The organism is Nonomuraea sp. NPDC059194 (assembly GCF_042754765.1).
Classification (GTDB): Bacteria; Actinomycetota; Actinomycetes; order Streptosporangiales; family Streptosporangiaceae; genus Nonomuraea.
Genome location: NZ_JBHZBH010000013.1, coordinates 157079 through 181467 on the forward strand (window position 1 = coordinate 157079; position 24389 = coordinate 181467).

Here is a 24389-nt window from a genome sequence, read left to right on the forward strand (position 1 = left end):
TGATTGGCTGGACGGATGAATTCTGACGAGCAGCTCGCCGACCGGTTCGAGGATCACCGTGCCCATCTGAAGGCGGTGGCCTACCGGATGCTCGGCTCACTCAGCGAGGCCGACGACGCCGTCCAGGAGGCGTGGCTGCGGCTGAGCCGTACCGATGTGAGCGGGGTGGACAACCTCGGCGGCTGGCTGACCACCGTCGTGGCGCGCATCTGCCTCGACCTGCTGCGGGCGCGCGAGCGGCGCGAGGAACCGGCGGGCGAGCACTTCCCCGACCCGGTCGTGACGGCCGAGGACGGCGGCGACCCCGAGCACGAGGCGATGCTGGTCGACTCGGTCGGGCTGGCGATGCTCGTCGTGCTCGACACGCTGGCTCCGGCCGAACGGCTGGCGTTCGTGCTGCACGACCTGTTCGCCGTGCCGTTCGAGGAGATCGCGCCCATCGTGGGGCGCTCGACCGCCGCCACGCGGCAGCTGGCCAGCAGGGCGCGGCGCAGGGTGCGGGAGACCGCGCCCGCGCCCGACCCGGATGTGAGCAGGCAGCGGAAGGTGGTCGACGCCTTCCTCGCCGCCGCGCGCGGCGGCGACTTCGAGGCGCTGGTCTCGGTGCTCGACCCCGACATCGTGCTGCGCTCGGTGAGCATGGCGGGCGTGGCGGTGCTCCGCGGCGCCGCGACCGTGGCTCAGCAGGCGACGAGGTTCGGCCGCGCCGCCGCGGGCTCGCGTTCCGTGCTGGTGAACGGCGTCGCGGGCGTGGTCTCCCTGCTGGACGGCAAGCCGTTCTCGCTGATGAGCTTCACGGTCGTGGACGGGCGGATCGTCGAGATCTACGCCGTCACCGACCCCGAACGCCTGGACCGGCTCGGCATCACGGTGTGACCTGCCTGGGGCGCCGCGTCTCAGACGTGGAAGTAGCCCTCAGCGATCAGTGGGCGGAGGGTGTCGGCGAGCAACTGCTCGCCGTCGCCCACCAGCTCGGCGATCACGTTGAGCAGCGGGCCGAGGGCCAGCTCCCCGTCGCAGACCCCGGCCAGCGCGGCCTCCACCGTGCCGACGTCGGTGCTGCGCAGCAGGCCGCGGGTCTGGCGCAGCACGATCCGCGAGGGGTCCTCGGCGCCCGGAGCGCCGATGCGCTCGTCGAGCAGGCCCTCGGCCACCCGCAGCCGCGCCGTGTCGAGGTCGCGGGTGCGGTGGGCGGCGGCGATCGAGTCGAGGACCTCCTCGACGTAGTCGCCGACGGGCAGGCACACCTGGTGGGTCAGCCGCTCCACCCTGACGACGGGGTCGAGGGCGCCGGAGTTGCGCAGCGTGATCCAGCCGAAGCCCACCCCCTCGACCTTGTTGGCCTCGAACCACGCCAGCCATTCGTCGTAGCGGGCGGTGTAGTCGGGGGTGCCCTGCACGGCCGCGTCGCGCAGCCACAGCTCGACGTACTCGGCGGGGTCCTGCACGTCGCGCTCGACCACCCAGCCGTCGCAGCCGGTCTCGCCGACCCAGCCGCCCACGCGGTCGCGCCAGTCTTCGCCCTCGACGTGCAGCCAGTTGGCCAGGAACTGGGCGTGACCGTCCTGGGCGAGATGGCGGGGCGCCCGCAGGACGAGGTCGCGGCAGAAGTCGTCGCCCTCGGCGCCGGTCTCGCGGTAGGTCAGCCCGCCACCGGGAGAGATCACGAAGGGCGGGTTGGAGACCACGAGGTCGAACTGCTCGCCCTCGACGGGCTCGAACATCGAGCCGACGCGGGCGTCGACGTCGGTGATGCCGGACAGCCGCCAGCTCAGCCTGGCCAGCTCGACCGCCCGCGGGTTGACGTCGGTGGCGACGATCCGGGCGGCGCGCTCGGCCAGGTGCAGCACCTGGACACCGCAGCCGGTGCCGAGGTCGAGCGCACGCTCGACCGGCCTGCGGGTGACGAGCTGGGCGAGGTTGGCCGACGCGCCTCCGGCGCCGACGACGTGGTCGGGACGCAGCGCGGGATTACCCGGACGCACCTTGCGGTCGGAGACGACGTAGCCGTGCTCGCCCCACGGCTGGAGATGGACGGCGGCGCGGACGCTGTCGCCGTCGAACTCGACCAGACCCGACTCCATGACCTCGAAGGGCAGCTCGGCCGCCTCGACGGCGACCCCGAGCCACCACAGCCGGATCATCGCGTCGAGCGGGTCGCCGCTCCTGGTCGCCCGTAGCGCCGGGACCAGCTCCTCCCTGGCCAGCGCCGAGGCCGCCATGTCGCCGAGCCGCTCGCGCACACCGTCGATCGTGTAGCCGGTCTTGAGGAGATGGTCACGCAGTCGTTCCACTCGCCCATCCTAGATCCGAAACTCACGGTAATCGTACAGTTACGTCTGCCATACTCCTTCTGCCCCGCCATTGCGCCAAGAGGAACGGAACCGATGCTGCTTCCCTGCCTCGCCTGTGAGTCCCGGTTCAAGCCCGAGGAGTACTTCGGCGCCTGCTCCGACTACGACCGCGGCCTCGACCGCGTGACGTGGACCTGCCCCACCTGCGGCAACCGCGACGACCTGCGCGTCTTCCCCGGCGAGCTGTGCTTCGGCGCGGCCGGGCGCGGCCGCTTCGACGTGCACGACCGGGTCCGGGTGCCCGGGTTACGCCGCCACCGGCACGAGGTGGCGCTCGACATCTCTCTCGACCGGCGGCACTGGCACGTTCCTATGCGATGATCCGGGCCTCGACTGGCGCGCAGGCGTGCACGGGCGGTTCCCCGTGGACGAGCCTGACGATGTCCGCCACGATCGACTCCGCCCGTTCCTCGGCCGTCTCCCCCGTGGCCTGGGCCAGGCGGGGGGTGAGCACCACGTTCGGCAGCCTGGTCAGCGGGTGCGAGCGGTCGAGCCATTCGCCCTCGAAGTGGTCGAGCCCTGCCCCGCCGACCCGTCCCCATCGAAGTGCCTCGACGAGAGCGGTCAGGTCGTGGAGGGCGCCACGCGAAGTGTTGAGGTAGATCGCGCCCTCCCGCATGAACCCCAGCTCGGTGTCGCCGATGAACCCCCGCGTCTCGGCGGTCAGCGGCACGTGCAGCGAGACCACGTCCGCCTCGGCGAGCAGTTCGTGCAGGGTGTGGGTGGCCTCGGGGACGTAGGGGTCGCAGGCGATCACTTTCATGCCGAGCCCCTCCGCCCGCCAGCGCACGGCCTTGCCGACCCTGCCCAGCCCGACGATGCCGATCGTCCGGCCCGCCAGCCTTGAACCCCGATAGCGCTCGGCGGCGGGCACGCGGTTGCGGCTGACCCTGCCCCGCCGTACCTCTCGGTCGGCGGCGACGATGTTCCTGCTGACGGCGAACAGCAGCGCCAGCGTGAGCTCGGCGACCGCGTCGGCGTCCTGGACCCCGTCGTGGAGCACGGTCACCCCGCGCTCGGCGGCCAGGTCGAGGTCGATGGTGGTGAGGAACCCGGTGCAGGCCACGACGTCCAGGGGAAGGTCGAGCACGGCGGCGCGGACCTGGTCGTGGTCGGTGACGAGCACGGTGGCGCCCGTCTCGATGAGCAGGTCGGCCAGCTGGTCGTCGGTGAAACCGAGAGGCGGCCGGTCGGCCACCTCCACGACGTCGGCCACCTCACGGAGCCGCGCGAGGGCGTGCTCCGGCAAGCCGGTCAGTAGGAGCGCGCGCGGTCGTCTCACATTCGCGACAATAACACCACAGAGGGTGCTTGGATCATTGCTCCCCGTCGCTCTGGCGCAGGCTCTGCCAGGCGGCCTGGCCGAGCCCCCTGATCTCCTCGTCGGTGGGGGTGTGTGCCCCGGCGAACCACAGGCGGCACATCTCCTGCGCGGGGCCGAGCCACAGCACGTAGCACATGGTCGGGGCGACCGGCTGGAGCAGGCCGTTCTTCATGTGGGGCCGCCACCAGTCGGCGACCTGGCGGAAGAAGGCGCGCCGCGCCTCGGCCGCCTCGGGGCCGCCCGGCTCGTTCTTGCGCGGCGGGCGCTCGCTGACGAGGATCCTGGCCCGCTCGGGGTGCTCGCCCGCCCACCTCATGTGGAAGGCGACGACCGCCTCGATGCCTGCGCGGGCGTCGTCGTGGCTGACCAGTTCGGCGACGAACGCCTGCTGGTAGGCGGTGAGGATCTCCGCGTAGAGCACCCCGAAGACGTGCTCCTTGCTGGCGAAGTGGTGGTAGAAACTGCCGACGCTGACGCCGCTCTCCTCGCGGAGGCTGGCCAGCGTGGTGGCTGAGACCCCGTCCTGGCTGAAGCGGCGAAGGGCGCCGTCGATGATGCGGGTACGGCCGTCGCGTCCGTTCTTGGCACCACTCGCGTGCGTCTTCATAAGGTCAATGGTGGTCCAACAGAACCTTGTTCCGCAAATACCGCGGCCGGTTGGATCATAGCGGTGACTTCCACACACCCGGAAGAGACTTTCATCGTCGCGTCGGGCCACATCCTTCTGATGATCCGCAGCACCCGCCTGTTCTCGCCCATGACGTCCATGCCGACCGTGGTCGCTCCCCGGACCGCCGCCCTGCGGAGGAGTGTCCCGATCAGCCGTCTGCCGAGGCCGCGGCCCTGCCACTCGTCGGTGACCACGATCGCGATCTCCACGTCGGCGACGCCGCCCCGGTAGCTCATTGCGTGGCCGATGATCTCGCCGTCGTGCTCGGCGACGATCGCGTCGCGCCGGCCGTCGATCGCCAGCAGCGCCCTGACCAGGCCGGCCCCGGGAGAGGGGATCCCGCTGAAGAACCGCAGGGTCTGCGTGTGGAGCGACAGCCCCGCCAGGAAGCGCCGGATCCGTTCCTCGTCGTACGGCCCGGCGGGGCGGATCTGAGTTCCGATCATAGACTCAGCATGGCGATCGCCGCTGAGTCTGTCAATTGGACTCAGGTATTTCTCGAAGTACCCTTCAGCTATGAACGTGCCTTTCCGGGTGGACAACTGCTCGATCGAGCGGACCCTGGACATCGTCGGGGAGAAGTGGACCTTCCTGGTGCTACGCGAGGCGTTCAACGGCGTGCGGCGCTTCGCCGACATGCAGGCGATCACCGGCGCGCCCCGGCAGGTGCTGAGCGCGCGGCTGAACCGGCTGGTGGACGAGGGGCTGCTGCGCAGGGAGCCCTACCGGGAGCCGGGGCAGCGCCAGCGCGACGAGTACCGCCTCACGCAGAAGGGGCTCGACCTGTACCCGATCCTGGTCGCGCTGATGCACTGGGGCGACAGGTACATGGCCGACGAGGAGGGGCCGCCCGTCGTGCTCACCCACCGCGACTGCGGGGCCGTCCTCGAACAGCACTTCACGTGCGCCGACGGGCACGAGGTGAGCGGCCCCCGCGAGGTCACTTCGGTGATCGGGTCAGGCGCGAAACTGCAGAGCGCCTAGGGTTCGACGGAAGTCGAGGATCGAGGCGAGCGCCGTACCGCCGAGCAGGACGGCCACGCCGGCCGTACGGACCAGCAGGAAGGTCGACAGCGTCTCGTGGAGGAGCATCCACAGGGTGAATGCGCCGTTGACCAGCTGCGCGCACCCCCAGACGAGCGACTGCCTGACGAAGAACCGCCGCATCAGCGGGTGCCGTTCGACGTGCTCGGGCAGCGGGACCAGGTCGGCGGCCACCCGCTGAGCCATCGGCCTGCGCGTCCCGACCGTGCACAGGAAGGTCGCGCTCGCGCAGAAAACGCCCATGGTGGGGATGAGGAAGAACCACTTCGGGTCGTCGAACACCACGGCCAGCACCACCCGCACGGTGATCATCACGGCGGCGAGGAGCACCGATCCCGGCACCTCGGTCCGCCTCCACAGCCGCCACGCCGCGCCGCCGTAGACCCACGCGACCGCGGCGGCCAGCCCTCCGGGGATTCCGGCGACGATCATGCCCGCGTAGAAGGTGGCCACCGGCATGACCATGGCTTCCAGCACTCGGGGAACGGCGTGGCGCAGGATCGACGACAGGCGGGGCATGACGACCGCGGGGGGCGTGGGGGGCGTGGGGGGCGCGGTGAGCAGGGCCATGGAGATGTGCAGCTCCTGGAGGGAAGGAGACCGGCGGGAAAGCCGACAAATCCCGACCGTAGACGATGATCGGGCGAGCTGTCCCGGGTTCGAGGGGCGACCGGTGGACGGCAGCTGGCGGGCGGCGGCGGAGAGGCTGGCCCGGGTTCGGTTCGGGACCGGTGCGGGCAGTGCCTAACCTAAAGACGTGTACCGGTTCCTCCTCACGCCCAGGTGGCTGGCGCTCCACGTCGTGGTGCTGCTGGTCATTCCCGCCTTCGTCTTCCTGGGCCAGTGGCAGTTCGGCCGGTACGAGGAACGCTCCTCCAACAGCGACGTCGTCACCACGAACCTCGAGGCCGAGCCCGTCCCCATCGCCGAGCTCGTCAAGCCCGGCGGGTCCGTCGACGAGAGCACCCGCTACCGAACGGTCACCGTCCAGGGGGCCTACGATCCCGCCCACGCCCTCCTGGTCCGCAGGCGGACGCAGAACAGCCAGCTGGGCTTCTACGTCCTCACCCCGCTCGTCACCGGGCAGGGCCAGGCGGTGCTCGTCAACAGGGGCTGGGTCAAAGCGGGCGCGACCGCCGACGCGCTGCCCGAGGTGCCGCCCGCCCCTTCAGGTCAGGTAACTGTCACCGGAAGGCTACGTCCGAGCGAGACCGAGGAATCGAGCGGCATCAGGAACCGCGGCGAGCTCCCGGCGGGGCAGGTGCTGCTCATCAACGCCGACGCCATCGGCAAGGGCCTGCCGTACCAGCTGGTGGGCGGGTACGTCTCGCTCACCGAGCAGCAGCCGCGCACCTCGCCCGCGCCCGAGCCGGTGCCGCCGCCCGACGTGGGCGCCGGCGGCGGCCTCAATTTCGCGTACGGCGTGCAGTGGTGGCTGTTCATCGGCGTGGCCATCGGCGGGTGGCTGCTGATGATCAGGCGCGAGGTTCGGGACAGGTCAGCTGAACAGCGCCGCGAGGCCGAGGACGGCGGCGCCGCTGACCATGCCGAGCGCGATGGACACCAGGCACCCGCCGGCACCCTCGAGCCGTGACGAGCGGGGCGGCAGCGGGTCGTCCAGCGCCGCCCAGATCGGCTGCGGCTCCATCAGCAGGTAGAGCGGCGCGCCGACGCCGCCGATGGCGAACAGCCAGAACCAGCCCAGGCGGGAGGCGTAGCGCGGTCTGGAGCTCGCCAGCATCGCCAGCAGGGTGAGGAACCAGGCAACCGGCACGAGCAGGCCGTAGCGGGAGGGAACCTCCTCGAACCAGTCGGGCGGCCACCTGTCGCGGTCGGCGCGCACCACCGTGACCCCGCGCGCCTGCGCGGCGCTCAGCTCGGCGTCCATGGACCCCGGCTTGTCCGGGTGGAGGCTCCGCCACCCGACAGGGCTCGCCGACCAGCGCAGCTCCCCCGTGTCCTCGACGGTCACCACCAGGTCGGGCCGGTGCAGCGCGGCCCGCAGCTCCTCCTTCGTGCCTTCGGTGGTGACGGTGTTAAGGACGCTGAGGAGCATCCCCCACAGCAGCGTCGCCAGCAGCAGGACCCTGGCCACCAGCCCGGCGATGCGCCATGGCGTTCTGACCGCTAAATGTCCCTCCATGTCTCCCAACGTAAGGTGAGGGGGTGACGCGTCACCTGGGTTTCCTGCGGCTCCACAACTTTCGCGACATTGGCGGATATGTCGCCCGGGATGGGCAGGTCGTTCGGTGGAAACGCCTCTACCGCGCGGACTCTCTCGGTTGGCTAACGGGTGACGATCTCGACAGGTTCCACGCGCTCGCCGTACGAACAGTGATCGACCTGCGCCACCCCTTCGAGGTCGAGCGTTCGGGCCGGGTCCCCGAGTCGGACGGCCTGGCCTACCACAACCTGCCCATCGAGGGCCGCCGGTGGGACACCAGCACCTACGACCCCGCGGAGGGCGTCGCCAGGTTCCTGGCCGACCGCTACCTGGAGGTCGCCGAGGACGGCGTCGACCGGCTCAAGGTCGCCGTCGAGACCATCGCCGACGGCTGCCCCGTCGTCGTGCACTGCGCGGCGGGCAAGGACCGCACCGGCGTGCTCACCGCGCTCATCCTGTCCCTGGTCGGCGTCGCCGACCACGACATCGTCGCCGACTACGCGCTGACCGGCCTGGCCACCGAGCGCTTCGTCGCCGACTGGAAGACCAGGCATCCCGACGCCCCGATGTGGCCGGGCTTCGGCCAGGCGCCCGCCGAGGCGATGTGGTTCTTCCTGCGCGACCTGACCGCACGCCACGGCTCCGTCGAGGACTACTGCGCCGACGTGCTCGACCTCGACCGATCCACGGTCGAGCGACTGCGTGCCGTACTGCTGGGTAGGGGCGCGGAGGGTTCGCCCACGGCACCCTCATCGGGTGAGCCCGCGCCCGGGATCACCGGCCCTCCCAGTGATCCCGGGTGAGGGCCCGATACCAACAGGTGACCGCCCAGCTTGTTCGACGTGATGCGCACGTCGTACCGTTGCCTGCGTGACTACGCCGCTCCTTCCCGACCCCGAGCCGAGGCGGCGCGACTACGTGATCATCTCGGCAGATGATCACCTGATCGAGCCTCCCGACCTGTTCGAGGACCGAGTCGCGGCGAAATATGCCGACTTGGCGCCCAAGGTGGTCGAAACCGAGGCGGGTCACCAGGTCTGGCGGTACGGCGGCGCCACCTACCCGTGCGCCGGGCTCGACGTCGGCGCCGGCCTGCCCCGCGAGCAGTGGACGCTCGACCCCGTCAGGTTCGAGGACATGCGTCCCGGCTGCTACGACATCGAAGCCCGCGTCCAGGACATGGACGTCGCCGGCATCTGGGCCGCGCTCTGCTTCCCCGGCATGCTCGCCGGGCAGTCCGGCATGCCGTTCGCCAGGACCCGCGACCAGGAGCTCGGCCTCGCCCTGGTCAAAGCATGGAACGACTGGCACATCGACGTCTGGGCCGGCACCTACCCCGAGCGCGTCATCGGCCTGCAACTGCCCTGGCTGCCCGACCCCGAGACCGCCGCCAAGGAGATCCGCGCCAACGCCGCCCGCGGCTTCAAGGCCGTCGTCTTCCCCGAGTTCCCGACCCGGCTTCGGCTGCCGTCGATCCACAGCCAACACTGGGACCCGTTCTTCGCCGCGTGCGAGGAGACCGGCACCGTCGTCTGCCTGCACACCGGCGCCTCCTCCTGGTCACCCGTGCCCTCCCCCGACACCCCCATCGAGGCGATCACCACACTCATGCCGGCCAGCGCGATGTTCGCCTGCGCCGACTGGCTGTGGTCCGGCATCCCGCTGCGCTTCCCCAACCTGCGCATCCTCATCGTCGAAGGCGCCGTCGGCTGGCTGCCCATGCTCGCCGAACGCGCCGACTACGCCCTCGACCACCCCGTCGGCACCGAGGCGCTGTGGGAGGGCGGGCTGAAGCCCAGCGAGGTGCTGCGGCGCAACTTCTTCTTCGGGACACTCGACGACCACGCCCTTTCCGGGGTACGGCTGGCGGTCGGCCTCGACCACGTACTGCTGGAAAGCGGATACCCCCACTCCGACTCGACCTGGCCCGACACCCAGAAGGCCGTCGCCCGCAACCTGGGCACGCTGCCACCGGCCGACATCGCCAGGGTCGCGTACGGCAACGCCGCCCGCCTGTTCGGCCACCCCCTACCCTCACGCGCCTGGCTCCGCATGGAACAGCTCTAACAGCAAGGGCCTTCGCCTGTGGCGCGCTTCGCGCGTCGGAGGCTCCGGGCTGGCCTGAAGGGGGAGCGCCCCTTGCCGGTCGCCTGCCGGCCCCCGGACCCCCGAGACGTTGGCCGATGACTCCGAGTGTGAACGTGAAGGGCCGGAGGTGGGTGGGGTTCTTCGCACGTCCCAGAAGCAGTGGGTTCAGCGCACGTGCTCTCCACAGCGTGACACTGACGGTAGAGGCCGGGATCGAAGGCTGGAGGTCGTCCGCCCTTAGACCCTTGGCGCGGCGGTGGGCATCCTGGTCAGCCTTGCTCGGGATGCAAGCCATGATTCCTCGCCGGCGCAGATAGCCGCGGTTGGACCTGCTGGTGTACGCCTTGTCGGCCAGGACCAGGTCGGGGCGGGTCCGGGGCCTGCCGCCACCAAGACGGCTGACCCGGATCTTGTTCAGCACCGGGATGAACTGCGGACTGTCGCCACGCTGACCGGCGGTCACCACCAGGGCCGGGGGTTTACGGTCCTGCTCGCAGACCAGGTGCGTCTTGATGGTCAACCCACCGCGTGAGCGGCCCAACGCGTGGCCGGCCGGTTCGTTGGGCACCCCGCCGGGCGGCTCCTTCTGCAGGTGGCCGTCCCGGCGTGCGCCGGCGGCGTACTGGTGGGCGCGGCTGATCGTGGAGTCCACCCTCAGCGTCCAGTCGATCTTCCCCGCGGCGTCCGCATGTGCTTGCAACCCGGCCAAGATCTTCGCCCAGGTGCCGTCACGCTGCCAGCGGCGAAACCGGCCATACACGGTTGACCAGGGCGCGTGCAGCTCGGACGTCCCGCCACGGCGCGCCGGTCCGGATCCGCCACCGGATCCCATCGATCAACTGCCGCTTGCTCCATTTCGGCGGACGACCGCGGCCCGAGGTGACGGGTAACAGCGGCTCCAGCGCTGCCCATTGCCCGTCGGTCAGGTCATGCCGCTCGTCACCGCTACGCAGTCCACCAGGCCTCCGGAGGCCTCGTCGTTTATCGATCATCGCCACGCCGCAACGTTCAAAACCCCTTTTGAAACACGACCTAAACGATCGGGGGGCGGCCCGCAAGAGTCAGCCGCAGTACAGTCCTCCAGGACATCGGCTGCCGTTGCCCGTGCCCGCCCTTCAGCCCTTCCCACAGACCGGCGAACCAGACGGCGAGGTTGGGGAGGGACCGGATCCTGGTGATGCTGAGCAGCGTCCAGGTCGCCAGGTAGATGGGGATCAGGGGTGCGGGCAGGCGGCGGTAGGCGAGCCAGACGCGGTTGCGGGCGACGAGCCGGTAGAAGCCGGCGTGCCTGGCAGGGTCGGTGGCGGGGTGGTGGATGACGATGTGGGGCGCGTACCAGCCCGTGCGCCCGAGGTCCCACAGTCGCCAGGCCAGATCGACGCCCTCGTGGAAGAGGAAGAAGCCGCCCGGCCAGCCTCCCGCCTGCTCGTAGTCCGCACGGCGGACAAGCACCACGCCTTCCGCCATGACCGTGATGGTGCCGGGCCGGGTGGCATCGGCCGCGCGTAGCCGTGGGACCCAGCGGCGCATGGTCACGCCGGTGTCGGGGTCGGCGATGCGGGGCTGGATGTAGGCGGCTTCATGGTGGCGGCGGGCTTCGGCGACGAGCTGGGTGAGTGTGTCGCGGGTGGGGAGGACCGCGTCGTTGTCGAAGAAGAAGATGAACTCGCCTTCGTCGTCACCGGCCAGTGCGTCCGCGCCGACGTTGCGGCCCTGCGGGATGCCTTCGTTGACAGGCAAGGTCACCGTGCGCACGCCGGCGGGCACATGGTCCGGCTCAACCCCGTTGCCGACGATGACCACTCGCAGATCGACGTCCTGCTGGGCGAGAAGGGAGGCCATCGCCAGCGGGAACGCGTCGGGCCGATCGTTCATGGTCAGGACCACCACGTCGATGGTGGTCTTCGGGTCGGGCATCATGTCTCCCGGGCGTGTAGCGCTCGGCATGTCGGAGCGGTGCCATGCTGGGGGACGAGCGACGTGGCCGTCATCCGTTGTTCTCGTGGTCTTGACCCGGCCACCCTAGCGCCGCACCAGCCCGACGTCCCGGAGATGGAGCACCCGCGTGGTGCCCGCCTACGAGCTTCGATCTCTCAGCCCGCAGGCGGGCGGCCATTACGGCGTGGAATGGCCGCGGGCGAAGGCGGCTTTACCTAGAGCGGTCGGGGACAGGTCGGTGAGATCCGTTTGATCGCGGGCATTCAGGGCTGGGCGACCCGTACGCAGTGGCTCTCGCCGTCGGAGAGGAACGCCGCCAGCTCCCGCCCCTCATCGGCGACGGCGGCGCGGTCCGCCGGGGCGAGGCGGCGCAGCGGGGTGACGATCACGGTGCCCGCCTCGGCGGTCCAGGTGGCGGCGACCCGGCCGTCCACCAGCACCACGCGGGCGCCGGCGACCGACAGGCCGCGGTGGGCGTCGTCGATGACGCGGCTGCGGTCGTGGTAGCCGAGGATCGCGTTGTCGAACGCCGGCAGGAACCGTACCGGGGCGGGCGTGTCGGGGTCGGGTCGCGGCGCGCCGGGAAGGTCCAGCAGCTCGCGGCCGCGCTCGTCGCGGAAGGTGACGAGCTCCTCCCGCATCGCGGACACGGCGGCCGGCAGTCCCGCCAGGCCGCACCAGGCACGCAGGTCCGCCGAGGCCGCGGGACCGAACGCCGCCAGGTAGCGGCGTACCAGCGCCTGGCCGACCGGGTCGGCGCCGTCCGGGGCCGGCGGGTCGATGTCGCGGCCCAGCCAGGAGGACAGCGGCACGTTGCGCACGCCCGCCCTCGTACGCCACAACCCGCGCGGCGGCAGCTGCGCCATCGGGATGAGGGCGGCGACCAGCATCTCCCCCAGCGCCCGCGGTCCAGGCTCCGGCCAGCGGTGCGCGAGCGCCCGCGCGAGCTCGGACATCGAGCGGGGCTCGCCGTCGGCCATCACCGCCCGGCCCGCCGCCGCCAACTCGTCGAGATCCACGCCGTCGAGCTCGCGCCGGTAGACCCCGATCACCCGCTGGCGCAGCATGGCGTCGTGGCGGGCCCGCCAGGCGAGGGTGTCCTCGGCGGTGAGGAGGTGGACGGTGCGGCGCATGAGATGAGTACGCACCACCCGCCGCCCGGTCAGCAGCCCCGAGAGCACCGCCGGGTCGAACGCCCGCAGCCGCGACCAGAGCCCGGCGAACGGCTCCTGCGGCTCCTGCGCCTGCAGCCCGCCGAGGTGCGCGACGGTGTCGAGCACCGGCATGTCGGCGCGGTCGAGCAGCAGCTGCCGGGCCAGCGTCGCGCGGTTGAGCGCCCGGGTGTCGAGCACGGTCACCGGCTCACCACTCCCCTTCAGCTCGACTTCTGACCGTCGAGCGTCTCGCGCAGAATGTCCGCGTGCCCGGCGTGCTGGGCGGTCTCGGCGATGACGTGCATCAGCACCCGGCGTACGCTGCGCACCGCACCGGGCTCGTTCCAGGGCGCCTCCGGCAACGGGTGCGTCGCCGACAGGTCGGGGACGGCGGCGATGATCTCCTCGGTGCGGGCGGCGACCTGCTCGTAGCGTTCGAGTATCCCGACCAGCGTCTCGCCGGGCAGCATCAGGAAGTCGTTCTGGTGGTCGATCGCCCACCGCGGGACCTCGCGTGCGGTGCCGGCCGCGAGGTCGGCCCAGGTGACGCCCTCGGGCAGGTCGTAACGCATCGCCGACGGGCCCTCGACCACGAAGCTCATCCAGTCCTCCTCGGTGGCGGCCACGTGCTTGATGAGGCCGCCCAGGCACAGTGCGCTGACCGTCGGGCGCTGCCCGGCCTGCTCGTCGCCGAGCCCGCGCGTGGTCTTGGTCAGGGCCGATCGCGCGGCGGCGAGCTGGGCGAGCAGGTCGGCCCGCTCGGCGGGCGCCTTCGTGGAGCTGTGGTTGTCCGGCATGGGACAACAGTCGCAGGGGTAGCGGCCAGGTTGTGTCCGCTTCTCCAGGCAATATGTCTGTCATGCTGAAAACCTCAGCGCGGCTGCTGGCGCTGCTCTCTCTGCTCCAGGCGCGCCGGGACTGGCCGGGGGCGCTGCTGGCCGAGCGGCTGGACGTCAGCCCGCGCACGGTGCGCCGCGACGTCGACCGCCTGCGCGAGCTGGGCTATCCCATCCTGGCCACCAAGGGGCCCGACGGCGGGTACCGGCTCGACGCCGGCACGGAGCTGCCGCCGCTGCTGTTCGACGACGAGCAGGCGGTCGCCCTGGCCGTCGCGCTCCAGATCGCCACCACCAGCGGTGCGGGCATCGAGGAGGCCGCGGCGCGGGCGCTGAACACCGTCCGCCAGGTCATGCCGGCCCGGCTGCGCCGCCGTATCGACACCTTCCAGGTCACCGCCGTCGAGCGGCCGGCCCCCCAGGCCGACAGCGGCGTGCTCATGACGCTCGGCGCCGCCGTACATGCCCGCGAGGTGCTGCGCTTCGACTACGGCTCACCCGGGGTGGACGGCGACGGGCCGCCGCGACGGGTGCAGCCCCATCACCTCGTCACCTGGGGCGGGCGCTGGTACCTCGTCGCCTGGGATCTCGACCGCGACGACTGGCGCATCTTCCGCGCCGACCGGATCACCCCGCGCACCCCCTCCGGGCCCCGCTTCACCCCGCGCGAACTGCCGGGAGGGGACGTGGCCGCCTTCGTGACCAGCAGGTTCCAGGGTTCGGACGGCTCCGGCGACTGGCCGTGCCGCGGCGAGGTGATCCTTGACCTCCCCGCCGCCGCCGTGTCCCACTACATCCGCGACGGGATCGTCGAGGAGATCGGCCCGGACCGCTGCCGGCTCGTCCTGGGTTCATGGTCATGGGTCGGGCTGGCCGCCACCATCGGCAGGTTCGACGCCGGCATCGAGGTCGTCGGGCCGCCCGAGCTCAAGACCGCCTTCGCACACCTGGCCCGCCGCTACGCCGCCGCCGCGGCGGCCGACGGCGGGCTCACTTAAACAAGAGCCTCCGTCTTGCAGTGCATCTGACGATGCCGCGCGGCCGCGGCTGCCAGCAGGAGAACGGCTACCGCGTCGAACGCGACGCTGCTCACGTCTCCGAGGCGCGACCCTGGCAGGGTGGCGATGAGGACGAGGAAGGTCGTCTTTGTAGTGATGGCGGTCAGGGCCATCGGGATGAGGATCGCCGGGTTGACCGCCGCCTACACGATGGCCGCGCCCAGTGCCAGTTGCAGGACACCGCGGTGCTGGAGCAGGGCCAGGAGCATCGGGTCGTCCGGCGGGGCCAGGCTGTAGGTCGCCAGAGCCGGGCCTGGAGCGAAGAGCGCGAAGGCGGGCAGCGTAGTGACGAGCCCCAGAACCACCAGGACCCATCTGACGACGGCGTCGATCCTGCTTTGCGACAAGACATCCTCCGAGTGCGTTGTCTCCTGGGTAGGCACAGATCATTGCCGCGACCGGCTCGCCGGGAACGAGCACTTCCTCAGCGCCGTCGAGGTCTGCGACGGCGGGCACCCAACCGCCTGGTGCGTGGCCACCCCAACGCTGTGGGTACGATGCCGCCACGGGCGGTGCCCCGCTTGCCGAGTGCGCGATCAGTACGGCTGCCGAGCTATCGCGATCGCGGCCAGAGCGGTGCCGAGTACGTACAGGCGCTTCACATCGTTGAGACGTGCAATCCATGAGATCGGTTCGATCGGCATCGGAGCATCATCCGGGGCCGAGCTGACCCTCCCCTCTGTCGATCTCGTCAGAAATCGTGGTCAGGCCGTCCCTGCTTTCGCTCTCTTTGAGGATCTGCGCCGCCACTCCGCCGGATCGCTGACATTAAGTCTGCGCACCAACTGACATCTTCGCCGCGCTCAATAGTCAGTCGTACGGGGTGAGGTCGATTCCCCGTCGGAGCCGTCTGTTCCTGCTGACCCGCCGGGCGGCGCCCATCCGAAATCTTCGGTCGAGGTCGCTGGGCGGCGTTGTCGCTGTTGCTCAGCGTGGTCCCAGCGCGGTGTGCGGCGCGGACCGATCTTGCGGAGGCTGTACAGGACGTCGTCGCTGGCGTGCAGAGGTTCGCCTCGGTCGAAGTCGCCGTGGATGAGTCCGGCCTCGCGCAGCCGTTCGATGGCGGCGTCGCGGAGGGGATGGGCGGCGTGGTCGTGCTGGTGGTCGTGGCTGATGACGGTGTGGAGGGCTGCGGCCTGGCTGCGGGCGAACATGCTGAAGCGTGGCCTGAGGGTGGTGATCTGGGTGTGCTGTTGTCGGCTGAGGTGATCGAGCCTGGGGGTCAGGGTGTAGCTGCCGGGCGGGACGCGGCGTAGAGCCATCGGGCCGGCGATGGCGGGGTTGTGATTCAGGGTTTGCAGCGCCTGATGGGTGCGCGGCCCCGGCCAGTCGAGCGCACGGGCGAGCTGGCCGATGGTCAGCGGGTAGGAGGCGTAGGCGAGCGCACCAGTGGGCTTGATATAAAACAGGTCGTCCCGTAAGGTAAATGGGTGACAACGTCGCGATCCCCGCTGGGCCGCCCGCGTGACCAGCGCACACACGAAGCCATTCTGCGAGCCGCCGAAGATCTGATCATGGATCAGGGATACGCCGGCACCTCGATCAGCGCCATCGCCACCCGCGCCGGGGTGGGCAAGGACGCGATCTACCGCCGATGGCCCGGCAAAGCCGAACTGATCTACGAAGCGCTCTACAGCACGGTTGACACCGGCCCCATCCCCGACACTGGCACGCTGCTCGGCGACCTTACCCAGCTCACCCGCGCCCTGCTGGATGAGTTCGCCACGCCCGCAGCCATGGCGACACTGCCCGGCCTGCTGGCTGACTTCGCCGCCGATCCAGCGCTCCGTTCACGGCTACGCTCGACCTTCCTGGCTCCGGCCAGAGCCCGGATGGCCGAAGTCTTCGATCGCGCCGCCTCGCGCGGCGAGATCGCCGGCACCGTGCAGGTCGATCTGGTCCTCGACACGCTGGCCGGCGCCGTGTTCTTCCACGTGGGCCTGATGGGCGAACCGTTGACGACTGAGCTGGCCGCCCAACTGGCGGAGATCGTCACCGCGGGGATCGGCCACCGATGAACGGCCCGCTCCTCGCCGCCGGCATCACCGCCGCCGGCGTGGCTCTCGTCCACCTCGTGGCCGGCCACGCCGACCCGGTCCGGCCCCTGCTGGCCTCCGGACTCGCCCAGGTACCCAAACGGACTCTGCACGCGGTCTGGCACCTGGTCAGCGTCAACCTGATCCTCGCCGCGGCCACCCTCGTCTATCTGGCGCTGGCCCAGCCGCAAGGCGCCCACCTGGCCGGACAACTGCTCGCCGTCCACTTCGCCGCTTATGCCGCGGTGTTCCTGGTCATCACGTTGACGTTCGATGGCACGCAGCGGCTCCTGCGTCTGCCTCAGTGGCTGCTCCTGCTGCCGGTCGCCGTCCTCACATGGATCGGGTCGACGTAACCCCAGGGTAAGCACCCGCGCCCGCAGTACCAGTGCGACATTCGAGATCACGGTGCGCGCGGTGCGCACCGCGCGGGAAGCCGTCCGAAGACGTCTGGTCGGCCAGCAGGCCTCCTGCACCACGCCGCGGCACGACGGACTGTTCACCCTGCCCTCGCCCGAACAGTGCCTGCGAGCACTCAACCCATTCGTGCTGCCCTCATGACATCGGTCAAGGAGATGGGCGAACCATCGAGGCCGTCCGCCGACGCCGAAATCCGCGCCGCCCGACGCCGCCGAGGCCAGACAAAGATCAACTGACAATTTCTTGACGGGGAACCACTGTCAATTTCTTGTCGCGCAACAGCCGGCGTGCCACTACGGGTTCGCCGGCGCGCGAACCTTGCCGGCCTTGGCATCAAAGACTGTGCCGTCGGCGCCTGGTGTCCACGTTGCCGGTCAAGGTGTTGAGGATGCCCGGTAGCTCCGCCACCGTTTCGGCGGACAGGCCGGTCACGGTCTCCTCCGCCAGAGCGACCCATAGCTGCTTGACCTGGTCGGCCAGAGCTCTGCCGCTGTCGGTGAGTTCGACGATGCTGGCGCGCCGGTCGGAGGGGGCGGGTTTGCGGCGGATGTGGCCGGTGGCTTCGAGCTTGCGGGTCATGAGCGTGACGCTGGGCGGCTCGCAGCCGAGTGCCTCGCTGAGCTGGGCCTGGATCATCGGGCCGGTCCGGTCGAGCTCGAGCAGGAGCGCCTCCTGTCCGGGATACAGGCCGAGCGGGTCCAGCAGCGCTGCCGCCCTGGCCCGGTGGCGCAGGCTCAGGAGGCGGATGGCCTGGTTGAGGGCGTCGGCGTACTCGAAGTCCACGGGCTCTCCTTGACAGATTAGTTATGCGCATAACATTATCCGCATAACTAATTCTACGCGACATCGAGGGAGCCGTCATGACCGTGAAGGTCGCAGTCATCTACTACAGCGCGACAGGCAATGTGCACGCACTCGCGCAGGCCGTCGCCGAGGGCGCCGCCTCGGCCGGAGCCGAGGTACGGCTGCGGCGGGTCGCCGAGCTGGCACCCGGCAGCGCGATCGACCAGAACCCGCAGTGGCGGCTGCACGCCGACGCCACCACGTCGATCGCCGAGGCCTCGGTTGATGACCTGGCGTGGGCCGACGCGTTCGCGTTCGGCACGCCGACCCGGTTCGGCGCGCCGGCCGCGCAGCTCAAGCAGTTCATCGACCAGGCCGGCGGGCTGTGGCAGGAAGGCAAGCTGGCGAACAAGCCGGTGACGGCCTTCACCTCGGCGTACAACCGGCACGGCGGCAGCGAGGCCACGATCTTGTCGCTGGGCAACGTGTTCTACCACTGGGGGGCGCTGATCGTCCCGCCCGGATTCACCGATCCGGTCGTGTACGCCGCCGGCGGCAACCCCTACGGCACGTCGTCGGTGACCAGCATGCAGACCGCGGACGGCCCCGACACCGCGACGCTGGAAGCGGCCGACTACCAGGGACGGCGGTTGGCCCAGATCACGAGCCAGCTGCTGGAGGGCAGCCGCGTCACCGGTGCCCTGGCCGGAGCGTGAGGAAGGTCATGACGAGCACGAGTACTGCAGCTCAGCGCGCCAGGCCGCACGCCGGCCCCGCCTGGATGGTCCTGGCTCTGGTGTGCGCCTGCCAGTTCATGGTGATCCTGGACTCGTCCATCGTCAACGTCGCCCTGCCCTCGATCCGCGGGGACCTCGCCTTCACGTCCACCGGCCTGGCCTGGGTGGTGAACGGCTACCTGCTGACCTTCGGCGGCTTCATGCTGCTGGGTGGCCGCGCCGCCGACCTGTTCGGCCCTCGCCGGATGCTGGTCGCCGGGCTGTTGGTGTTCTCCGTCTCGAGTCTGGCCGGCGGCCTGGCGACCGCTCCGGAGGTCCTGGTGGCGGCCCGCGTGGCGCAGGGCATCGGAGCCGCCATGATGGCCCCGGCGACGCTGGCCGTGATCAACACCTCCTTCACCGAGCCGAACGCGCGCGCCAAGGCTTTCGGCGCATGGTCTGCCTCGGGCGGTGTGGGCGGGCTGGCCGGCGCGGTCGCGGGTGGTGCCATCACCACCGGCCTGTCGTGGCGGTGGGTCTTCCTCATCAACGTGCCGATCGGCGCGGTGCTGATCGTCATGGCCATGATGTCGCTGGCCGCCACGCGAACCGGCCGACGGGAATCGCTCGACCTCACCGGTGCGGTCACGGGGACGGCGGGGCTGGCCGCGCTGATCTACGGGGTCATGCAGACCGCCGATCATGGCTGGTCGTCCGGGCTGGTCATCGGGCCGGTGGTGGCGGGCCTGCTGCTGCTCGTCGTCTTCACCGTGGTGGAGGCGCGTATCGCCGCCCAGCCGATGGTGCCCCTGCGGCTGTTCAGAATCCGAGGGGTTGCCGTCGGCAGCGGCCTGCTGCTGCTGTTCGGCGCGATCGCCATCGCCATGTGGTACTTCACGTCGCTCTTCCTGCAGAACGTCCTCGGCTACAGCGCGCTCCAAGCCGGGCTCGGGCAGACGCCCGCGGCGGTGATGTTCATGGCGATCGCGCGATGGGCCGCCGCCCTGCTCCCGCGAACCGGTGTGCGCCCTTTGCTGCTGGCGGGCAGCGGCTGTTTCGTGGCCGGGTTCGGCTGGCTCGCCCAGGCCCACGCCGACAGCGGCTACGTCACCAGCGTGCTCGGGCCTACGCTGCTCGTCGCGGTCGGCATCGGGCTGACCTTCCCCACCCTGATGGCCGCGGCGACCGCCGACGTTCCCGAGGGCGACGCGGGGACCATCGGCGGCCTGGCCCAAACCGCCAGCCAGGTAGGCAGCTCGGTAGGCCTGGCGGTGCTCGCGACGGCCGCCGGCGCCAGAGCCGCGACGAAGGCCGGCGGGAGTTCCCCGGCCGCTCTCGCCGCCGGCTACGACCTGGTCTTCCTCATGGCGGCCGGGATCGGCGTGGCCATCGCGGTGGTCAGCTCGCTGCTGCCGCGGCACCGGCACGGCTGACCAGGCCCCCACACGATGGCCGCGCCCAGTGCCAGTTGCAGGACACCGCGGTGCTGGAGGCCGGCTCTCGACCTGAGAGAGAGGCGCTCGCCCTCCGAATCGAACCACCGCGGCGATACGGTCCGGCGCCGAGCGGTCCCCGGTCCAAGGGAGCCGACCATGTCAGAGGGGTGAGGCTGGCCCTACTTCGCGAGGGGTGGACGCATGACTGTGCCGAGCCGTTGATCACGAGAGAGTTCTTCGCATGAAGAACACCTCCCTCGTCACCAGGCTGCTCGCCGCCGCCACCGCGGCCGTCGTCATCGCGGGCGCGGTCGCGCTGCCCGCCGCCGCGGCCACGGCCGCCACGACCGTCACCGCCAAGCCCTCCGTCCAGGAGAACCTCGACAGGCTGACCAGGGCGGACGGCTTCGCGGGCGCCGTACTGCAGGTGCGGGACGCAAGGGGGAGATCGCGGACGTACACCTCGGGTACGGCGGCGCGGGGGACGGGCAGGCCGATGGTCGGGGGCGAGGCCAGGATGCGCGCGGCCAGCATGACCAAGCCGGTGGTCGCCGCGGCGGTGCTCGACCAGGTGGCGCGGGGCAGGCTCGACCTCGACGAGAAGGTGGAGACCTACCTGCCTGGCGTGCTCGGCGGGCGGGCGGTGACCGTACGGCAGCTGCTGCAGCACACCAGCGGCCTGCCCGAGTACCTCGATGCGATCGACTGGACGCGGCCGGGCACCCCGGAGGAGCAGCTCAAGCTCGCCCTCGCCAAGGAGCCGCTCGGGGAGCCCGGCGAGCGGTGGTCCTACTCGAACACCAACTATCTCGTCGCGGGGATGCTCCTGGGCGACGACTTCAGGAAGGTCGTCGAGTCGCGCATCCTCCGGCCGTACGGCATGAAGCGGACCTACTGGCCGGCCGAGGGTGAGCTGACGATCCGGGGCAGGCATGCCCGCAACTACGGCGTGAGCCCCGCCGACCCCAAGGGCGGCGTCGCCGACATCACCGAGCTGCCTGGGCATGCTTTCGGGGCCGCGGGCGGCCTGGTGTCGACCCCCGCGGACCTCAACGTCTTCTGGCAGCGGCTGCCCGCCTCGACGTTGAAGACGATGACCGCAGGGGCGGTTCCCGCGGACGCGCCGTACGGACACTACGGGCTGGGGGTCGCGAGGGTGACCACGAGCTGCGGCCGAACGGTCTGGATGCACGACGGGGGGCTGCCCGGGGTGAGCGTGCTCAGCGGGCGGGACGCCGCCGGGCGGGCGGCCACGGTCTACGTCACGGGGGCGGCCGACACTCCTGCCAAGAACGCTCACCTGGTCGCGGCGTTCGACAGCGCGTTCTGCTAGCAGGCGCCCCCGCCACCCGCGAAGCGGGCTGTCAGCCGTGGGCGTGCGACATCGGCAGGGTGCCCGGTCTTTGCCCGGGGCCGAGGACGACGAACTGCCCCATCATCCCCTGGTCCTCGTGCCACAGGATGTGGCAGTGATACATGTACGGCATGTCGGGATCGGCGTAGTCGGCGAACCGCATCGCGATCCGAGCCCTCGTCCCCGGCTTCACGTAGAAGGTGTCCTTCCATCCGCCCAGTTCGGGCCGCGGCGGGCCGCCGTCCATCGACAGGATCAGGAACTGGACGTCGTGCACGTGGAAGTTGTGCGGGATCGTGTCGAGGTTGGCGACCTCCCAGATCTCGGTGGTGCCCCTCCTGACCCCGACGTCGATCCGCCCCATGTCCATGAGCAGGCCGTTGATCTTGAAGTCGGCCAGCTCGAACGTGCGTGTCGCCGCGGGGGCGGACACGTCGAGGACGGGACGTTCGCCGAGCGTGCCGGGCAGCGGCGGCGAGGGGAACAGCTCGGAGGCGGCACGTAGTTCGAGGATGTCGAGGATGTCGCCGCCACCGGCGAAGCGCTGGTCCCCGATGTTGATCCCCAGGTCGGAACGGTAGCTGCGAAGCGTGACCCGTTCGCCGGGGCGGACGGCCACCACGATCTCGGCCCGCTCTCCCGGCGACAGCTGAACCCGGTGCGTGTCGAGCGGCGCGGCCAGCAGCCCGCCGTCCGTCGCGATGAGCGCGAACGACCTGTCGTCGGCCATCCCGAAGTTGTAGAAGCGCGAGTTGGAGGCGTTGAGCAGGCGCAGCCGTACCCTCGTGGAACGCACGTCGACGTACGGCGCGACCGTGCCGTTGACGATGATCAGGTCGCCCAGCACCCCCATCCCGCCGATCGTGGGGATCTCCTCGTTGAGCTGGTTGTCGGGGTTGAGCCGCTTGTCCTGGACGATGACGGGGATGTCGTCCACGCCGTAGTGGCGCGGCAGCGCGAGCGCCTCGATCTCGTCGACGATGAACATCCCGGCCAGCCCGTGGTGGACGTGGCGGGCGGTCCTGCCGTGCGGGTGCGGGTGGTACCAGAGCGTGGCGGCGGGCTGTTTGATCGTCCAGGTCGGCGACCACGTCGTCCCCGGGGGGATGGGCTGGTGGGGGCCGCCGTCCATCGCGGCCGGCACGTGCATGCCGTGCCAGTGCACGGTCGTCTCCTCGGGCAGGTCGTTGCGCACGTTGACCAGAACGGTCTCATCCCGCCTGGCGCGCAGCGTCGGCCCGAGGTAGGGACCGTTGAACCCCCAGGTCTCGGTCGGCGCCCCCGGCCTGAACCGCATGCTGCCAGGAGCCGCGCGCAGGTCGAAGACGCGGCGGCCGTGCCTGTCATGGTGGGATCGGGCGAGCGGCGGGATGGCCAGCTTGTTGGTGAACGCCGTCCGTTCGTCGGTACGGCAGGCGTCCGGGGCCCTCCACCCCGCGGCGATCACCGGCATCCCGGCGAATCCGTACATGAGCACTGATCTGCGCGAAACCATGACCACCACTCTGCGGCCGACCTGGCGTTATGCCGGGGAATGACCCCCAACGGCCGGTCAATGAGTTGTTCATGATGCGCTCATGCTCGCCACGCAGGAACCGGGGGCAGGCCGGTGCACCGGCCTGCCCCCGGGATCACCTCAGCTTCCGGCCGGAGGCTGGCCCTCGGGCCCGCCGAGGTCGTTCCAGCTCGGGTCGTCGACGACGTGGCACGGCTTGGGCTCGCCCTTGACGACGATTCCCTTGAACTGCCACAGCGCCCGCGGCTTCTCCGGCCCCGAGGTCTGGTCCTCGTTCTCGGTGAACTCCATCACCAGGGTGTTGCCCTTGGCGACGTAGGCCGGGTCGATGTCCACCCCGGCCCCGCGCGGATGCGCGGCCTTGTAGGAGACGGACTTCTGCCACTCCTCGAACGTGAGCGACTTGTCACCGCCGACGATCTCGCCCCGCTCCCCCTTGCACTTCTTGCCGGGCTTGACGTAGTCGACCTCGGCGGCGACCCCCATGCCCTTCAGGTCCCGCTCCAGCTTGTCCGCGTCCCTGAACTCGTTGACCTCGACCCTGATCGTGCCGTCGGCGTTCCTGGTCACCGCGTACGCCCGCGGCTCCGACCCCGTCAGCAACGGTACGGCGATCGCCGCCGCCGCCGCGAGACCGGCCACCACCGCCCCCGCGGCAAGGCGGCGACCGGCACGACGACGTCGTTGACCGCGTGCGACGATCTCGGCTTTCAGTTCCATCAGCAGGTGCTCCTCGAAGCTCATCCCGGTGTTCCTTCCATGACGAAGGGCGACCCCTGCAGCGTCCGGCGCGCGCGGTGCAGCCGTACCTTGGCGGTCCCCGGACGGATGCCGAGCGCGACCGCCGCCTCCGTGACCGTCAGTTGGTCGATGACGACCAGTTCGAGTACGGCACGCTCGCCCTCGGGCAGCGCGGCCATCGCGGCGAAGGCGCGCCTGGCCGGTCCCTCGGCGTCGATCCGCTCTTCGAGTCTGGCGACGTCGTCGGTGTCCAACGGCCTGCGCCCGCTCACCCGGTCGGCCAGCCGCGTCTGCTTGAACAGTCGCCGCCGCTCCGCCGAGAGCGTGTTGCGCGCCACGCCGTACAGCCACGCGATCTCGCTGCCCAGCCCCGGCCGGTAGGTGTGGGCTGAGTCGAGAACCCCCATGAACACCTCGGCCACCAGGTCGGCGACCGTGTGCGGGTCGTCGACGCGGCGGGCGAGGAAACGGGTGACCGCATCGACGTGCCGCCGGTAGAAGGCCTCGAAAGCCACGGGATCTGTGGCGATCTCCGCCTGTTTGCGACGCACCGGCCATGCTCCCTTCGTCGATCTACACCCCTGCTTGGTCAGATCGCCGTAAAGGGTTACAAGCCGCAGGTTTCTACACCATCGCGCTGCTCAGTCAATGGAGCCGCGAGACTAGGGCGTGTTTCAGAAGTGGATCACGTGAGTGATCTACTTCTGGGATGATCTTCGGGTGGGTCGTGGTGATTTGACCGCCGCTCAGTGGGCGG

General features: G+C 70.5%; 30 protein-coding genes and 1 pseudogene. 13 read left to right on the top strand and 18 right to left on the bottom strand.

Annotation, left to right across the window (positions count from 1 at the left end):
• The first annotated feature begins 15 nt into the window (after positions 1-15).
• Complete coding sequence (gene sigJ / locus ACFXJ8_RS18470; RefSeq protein ID WP_379645109.1) at positions 16-876, top strand: RNA polymerase sigma factor SigJ; 861 nt, start codon at positions 16-18, stop codon at positions 874-876.
• 20 nt (positions 877-896) lie between these two features.
• Here sigJ and ACFXJ8_RS18475 read toward each other — a convergent pair whose 3' ends face one another.
• Complete coding sequence (locus ACFXJ8_RS18475) at positions 897-2294, bottom strand: methyltransferase (protein ID WP_379645110.1); 1398 nt, start codon at positions 2292-2294, stop codon at positions 897-899.
• Between the two features lie 93 nt (positions 2295-2387).
• On the opposite strand from ACFXJ8_RS18475, the gene ACFXJ8_RS18480 reads away from it, so the two are divergent.
• The gene (locus tag ACFXJ8_RS18480; RefSeq protein WP_379645111.1) at positions 2388-2675 is read left to right on the top strand and encodes a hypothetical protein; all 288 of its coding nucleotides are present in this window, start codon (positions 2388-2390) and stop codon (positions 2673-2675) included.
• Here the strand turns inward: ACFXJ8_RS18480 and ACFXJ8_RS18485 are convergent.
• Genes ACFXJ8_RS18485 through ACFXJ8_RS18495 form a run of 3 tightly spaced genes read right to left on the bottom strand, consistent with a single transcriptional unit; the run spans position 2665 to position 4794 of the window.
• On the bottom strand, positions 2665-3636 hold the full coding sequence (locus tag ACFXJ8_RS18485; RefSeq protein WP_379645112.1) for an NAD(P)-dependent oxidoreductase: 972 nt from the start codon (positions 3634-3636) through the stop codon (positions 2665-2667). The two genes, ACFXJ8_RS18480 and ACFXJ8_RS18485, sit on opposite strands and share 11 nt — an antisense overlap.
• 34 nt (positions 3637-3670) lie before the next feature.
• Positions 3671-4285 (bottom strand): TetR/AcrR family transcriptional regulator, encoded by a 615-nt coding sequence (locus ACFXJ8_RS18490; protein ID WP_379645113.1) that lies wholly within the window; start codon positions 4283-4285, stop codon positions 3671-3673.
• The gene (locus ACFXJ8_RS18495) at positions 4282-4794 is read right to left on the bottom strand and encodes a GNAT family N-acetyltransferase (RefSeq protein ID WP_379645114.1); all 513 of its coding nucleotides are present in this window, start codon (positions 4792-4794) and stop codon (positions 4282-4284) included. The genes ACFXJ8_RS18490 and ACFXJ8_RS18495 overlap by 4 nt, the downstream gene beginning before the upstream one ends.
• 70 nt (positions 4795-4864) lie before the next feature.
• Here ACFXJ8_RS18495 and ACFXJ8_RS18500 point away from each other — a divergent pair, with 70 nt between their 5' ends.
• The gene (locus tag ACFXJ8_RS18500) at positions 4865-5332 is read left to right on the top strand and encodes a winged helix-turn-helix transcriptional regulator (protein WP_379645115.1); all 468 of its coding nucleotides are present in this window, start codon (positions 4865-4867) and stop codon (positions 5330-5332) included.
• On the opposite strand, the gene ACFXJ8_RS18505 is transcribed toward ACFXJ8_RS18500, so the two are convergent.
• On the bottom strand, positions 5306-5962 hold the full coding sequence (locus ACFXJ8_RS18505; protein ID WP_379645116.1) for a VC0807 family protein: 657 nt from the start codon (positions 5960-5962) through the stop codon (positions 5306-5308). The genes ACFXJ8_RS18500 and ACFXJ8_RS18505 overlap by 27 nt on opposite strands.
• Positions 5963-6149: 187 nt before the next feature.
• Between ACFXJ8_RS18505 and ACFXJ8_RS18510 the strand changes: the two genes are divergently transcribed.
• Positions 6150-6986, top strand: coding sequence for an SURF1 family protein (locus ACFXJ8_RS18510; RefSeq protein ID WP_379645117.1), 837 nt, complete (start codon positions 6150-6152; stop codon positions 6984-6986).
• On the opposite strand, the gene ACFXJ8_RS18515 is transcribed toward ACFXJ8_RS18510, so the two are convergent.
• On the bottom strand, positions 6891-7535 hold the full coding sequence (locus tag ACFXJ8_RS18515; protein WP_379645118.1) for a hypothetical protein: 645 nt from the start codon (positions 7533-7535) through the stop codon (positions 6891-6893). The two genes, ACFXJ8_RS18510 and ACFXJ8_RS18515, sit on opposite strands and share 96 nt — an antisense overlap.
• Before the next feature lie 23 nt (positions 7536-7558).
• Here ACFXJ8_RS18515 and ACFXJ8_RS18520 point away from each other — a divergent pair, with 23 nt between their 5' ends.
• Positions 7559-8359 (top strand): tyrosine-protein phosphatase, encoded by an 801-nt coding sequence (locus ACFXJ8_RS18520; RefSeq protein ID WP_379645119.1) that lies wholly within the window; start codon positions 7559-7561, stop codon positions 8357-8359.
• Positions 8360-8426: 67 nt separating this feature from the next.
• Positions 8427-9623 (top strand): amidohydrolase family protein, encoded by a 1197-nt coding sequence (locus tag ACFXJ8_RS18525; protein ID WP_379645120.1) that lies wholly within the window; start codon positions 8427-8429, stop codon positions 9621-9623.
• Between the two features lie 274 nt (positions 9624-9897).
• Here the strand turns inward: ACFXJ8_RS18525 and ACFXJ8_RS18530 are convergent.
• The 5 genes and pseudogenes from ACFXJ8_RS18530 to ACFXJ8_RS18550 form a co-directional block, all read right to left on the bottom strand.
• Positions 9898-10476, bottom strand: a pseudogene (locus ACFXJ8_RS18530) (IS5 family transposase); the annotation flags it as partial.
• Complete coding sequence (locus tag ACFXJ8_RS18535) at positions 10373-10636, bottom strand: transposase (RefSeq protein ID WP_379645146.1); 264 nt, start codon at positions 10634-10636, stop codon at positions 10373-10375. The pseudogene ACFXJ8_RS18530 and the gene ACFXJ8_RS18535, both read right to left, overlap by 104 nt.
• A gap of 40 nt (positions 10637-10676) precedes the next feature.
• Entirely contained in the window at positions 10677-11564 is an 888-nt protein-coding gene (locus ACFXJ8_RS18540; RefSeq protein ID WP_379645121.1) for a glycosyltransferase family 2 protein, read from the bottom strand.
• 281 nt (positions 11565-11845) lie between these two features.
• Entirely contained in the window at positions 11846-12940 is a 1095-nt protein-coding gene (locus tag ACFXJ8_RS18545; RefSeq protein WP_379645122.1) for a winged helix DNA-binding domain-containing protein, read from the bottom strand.
• 17 nt (positions 12941-12957) lie between these two features.
• Entirely contained in the window at positions 12958-13533 is a 576-nt protein-coding gene (locus tag ACFXJ8_RS18550) for a DinB family protein (protein ID WP_379645123.1), read from the bottom strand.
• A gap of 62 nt (positions 13534-13595) precedes the next feature.
• On the opposite strand from ACFXJ8_RS18550, the gene ACFXJ8_RS18555 reads away from it, so the two are divergent.
• Positions 13596-14570 (top strand): helix-turn-helix transcriptional regulator, encoded by a 975-nt coding sequence (locus tag ACFXJ8_RS18555; protein WP_379645124.1) that lies wholly within the window; start codon positions 13596-13598, stop codon positions 14568-14570.
• Here ACFXJ8_RS18555 and ACFXJ8_RS18560 read toward each other — a convergent pair.
• The 3 genes from ACFXJ8_RS18560 to ACFXJ8_RS18570 form a co-directional block, all read right to left on the bottom strand.
• Complete coding sequence (locus ACFXJ8_RS18560) at positions 14567-14743, bottom strand: hypothetical protein (RefSeq protein ID WP_379645125.1); 177 nt, start codon at positions 14741-14743, stop codon at positions 14567-14569. The genes ACFXJ8_RS18555 and ACFXJ8_RS18560 overlap by 4 nt on opposite strands.
• 30 nt (positions 14744-14773) lie before the next feature.
• Entirely contained in the window at positions 14774-14977 is a 204-nt protein-coding gene (locus ACFXJ8_RS18565; protein ID WP_379645126.1) for a hypothetical protein, read from the bottom strand.
• Between the two features lie 456 nt (positions 14978-15433).
• Entirely contained in the window at positions 15434-16111 is a 678-nt protein-coding gene (locus tag ACFXJ8_RS18570; RefSeq protein WP_379645127.1) for a hypothetical protein, read from the bottom strand.
• Here ACFXJ8_RS18570 and ACFXJ8_RS18575 point away from each other — a divergent pair.
• From ACFXJ8_RS18575 to ACFXJ8_RS18585, 3 genes are all read left to right on the top strand, one after another.
• A complete protein-coding gene (locus ACFXJ8_RS18575; RefSeq protein ID WP_379645128.1) occupies positions 16061-16648 on the top strand; it encodes a TetR/AcrR family transcriptional regulator in 588 nt (195 codons plus the stop codon). The two genes, ACFXJ8_RS18570 and ACFXJ8_RS18575, sit on opposite strands and share 51 nt — an antisense overlap.
• On the top strand, positions 16645-17022 hold the full coding sequence (locus ACFXJ8_RS18580) for a hypothetical protein (RefSeq protein WP_379645129.1): 378 nt from the start codon (positions 16645-16647) through the stop codon (positions 17020-17022). Before ACFXJ8_RS18575 ends, ACFXJ8_RS18580 begins: the two co-directional genes overlap by 4 nt.
• Before the next feature lie 61 nt (positions 17023-17083).
• Positions 17084-17227 carry a hypothetical protein gene (locus tag ACFXJ8_RS18585; protein ID WP_379645130.1) on the top strand — a complete coding sequence of 48 codons (144 nt, stop codon included), beginning with the start codon at positions 17084-17086 and terminating at the stop codon, positions 17225-17227.
• 192 nt (positions 17228-17419) lie between these two features.
• Here the strand turns inward: ACFXJ8_RS18585 and ACFXJ8_RS18590 are convergent, their stop codons facing one another.
• Positions 17420-17869, bottom strand: coding sequence for a MarR family winged helix-turn-helix transcriptional regulator (locus ACFXJ8_RS18590; RefSeq protein WP_379645131.1), 450 nt, complete (start codon positions 17867-17869; stop codon positions 17420-17422).
• Positions 17870-17946: 77 nt separating this feature from the next.
• Between ACFXJ8_RS18590 and wrbA the strand changes: the two genes are divergently transcribed.
• The 3 genes from wrbA to ACFXJ8_RS18605 all read left to right on the top strand — a co-directional run bounded on the left by wrbA (position 17947) and on the right by ACFXJ8_RS18605 (position 21354).
• A complete protein-coding gene (wrbA, locus tag ACFXJ8_RS18595) occupies positions 17947-18585 on the top strand; it encodes an NAD(P)H:quinone oxidoreductase (RefSeq protein ID WP_379645132.1) in 639 nt (212 codons plus the stop codon).
• Between the two features lie 8 nt (positions 18586-18593).
• On the top strand, positions 18594-20018 hold the full coding sequence (locus ACFXJ8_RS18600; protein ID WP_379645133.1) for an MFS transporter: 1425 nt from the start codon (positions 18594-18596) through the stop codon (positions 20016-20018).
• Positions 20019-20262: 244 nt separating this feature from the next.
• Positions 20263-21354 (top strand): serine hydrolase domain-containing protein, encoded by a 1092-nt coding sequence (locus ACFXJ8_RS18605; RefSeq protein ID WP_379645134.1) that lies wholly within the window; start codon positions 20263-20265, stop codon positions 21352-21354.
• A gap of 31 nt (positions 21355-21385) precedes the next feature.
• On the opposite strand, the gene ACFXJ8_RS18610 is transcribed toward ACFXJ8_RS18605, so the two are convergent.
• The 3 genes from ACFXJ8_RS18610 to ACFXJ8_RS18620 form a co-directional block, all read right to left on the bottom strand.
• Positions 21386-22870 (bottom strand): multicopper oxidase family protein, encoded by a 1485-nt coding sequence (locus tag ACFXJ8_RS18610; RefSeq protein WP_379645135.1) that lies wholly within the window; start codon positions 22868-22870, stop codon positions 21386-21388.
• A 141-nt stretch (positions 22871-23011) separates the two neighbouring features.
• On the bottom strand, positions 23012-23635 hold the full coding sequence (locus ACFXJ8_RS18615; protein ID WP_379645136.1) for a hypothetical protein: 624 nt from the start codon (positions 23633-23635) through the stop codon (positions 23012-23014).
• Complete coding sequence (locus ACFXJ8_RS18620) at positions 23632-24183, bottom strand: RNA polymerase sigma factor (protein WP_379645137.1); 552 nt, start codon at positions 24181-24183, stop codon at positions 23632-23634. The genes ACFXJ8_RS18615 and ACFXJ8_RS18620 overlap by 4 nt, the downstream gene beginning before the upstream one ends.
• Positions 24184-24389 lie beyond the last annotated feature (206 nt).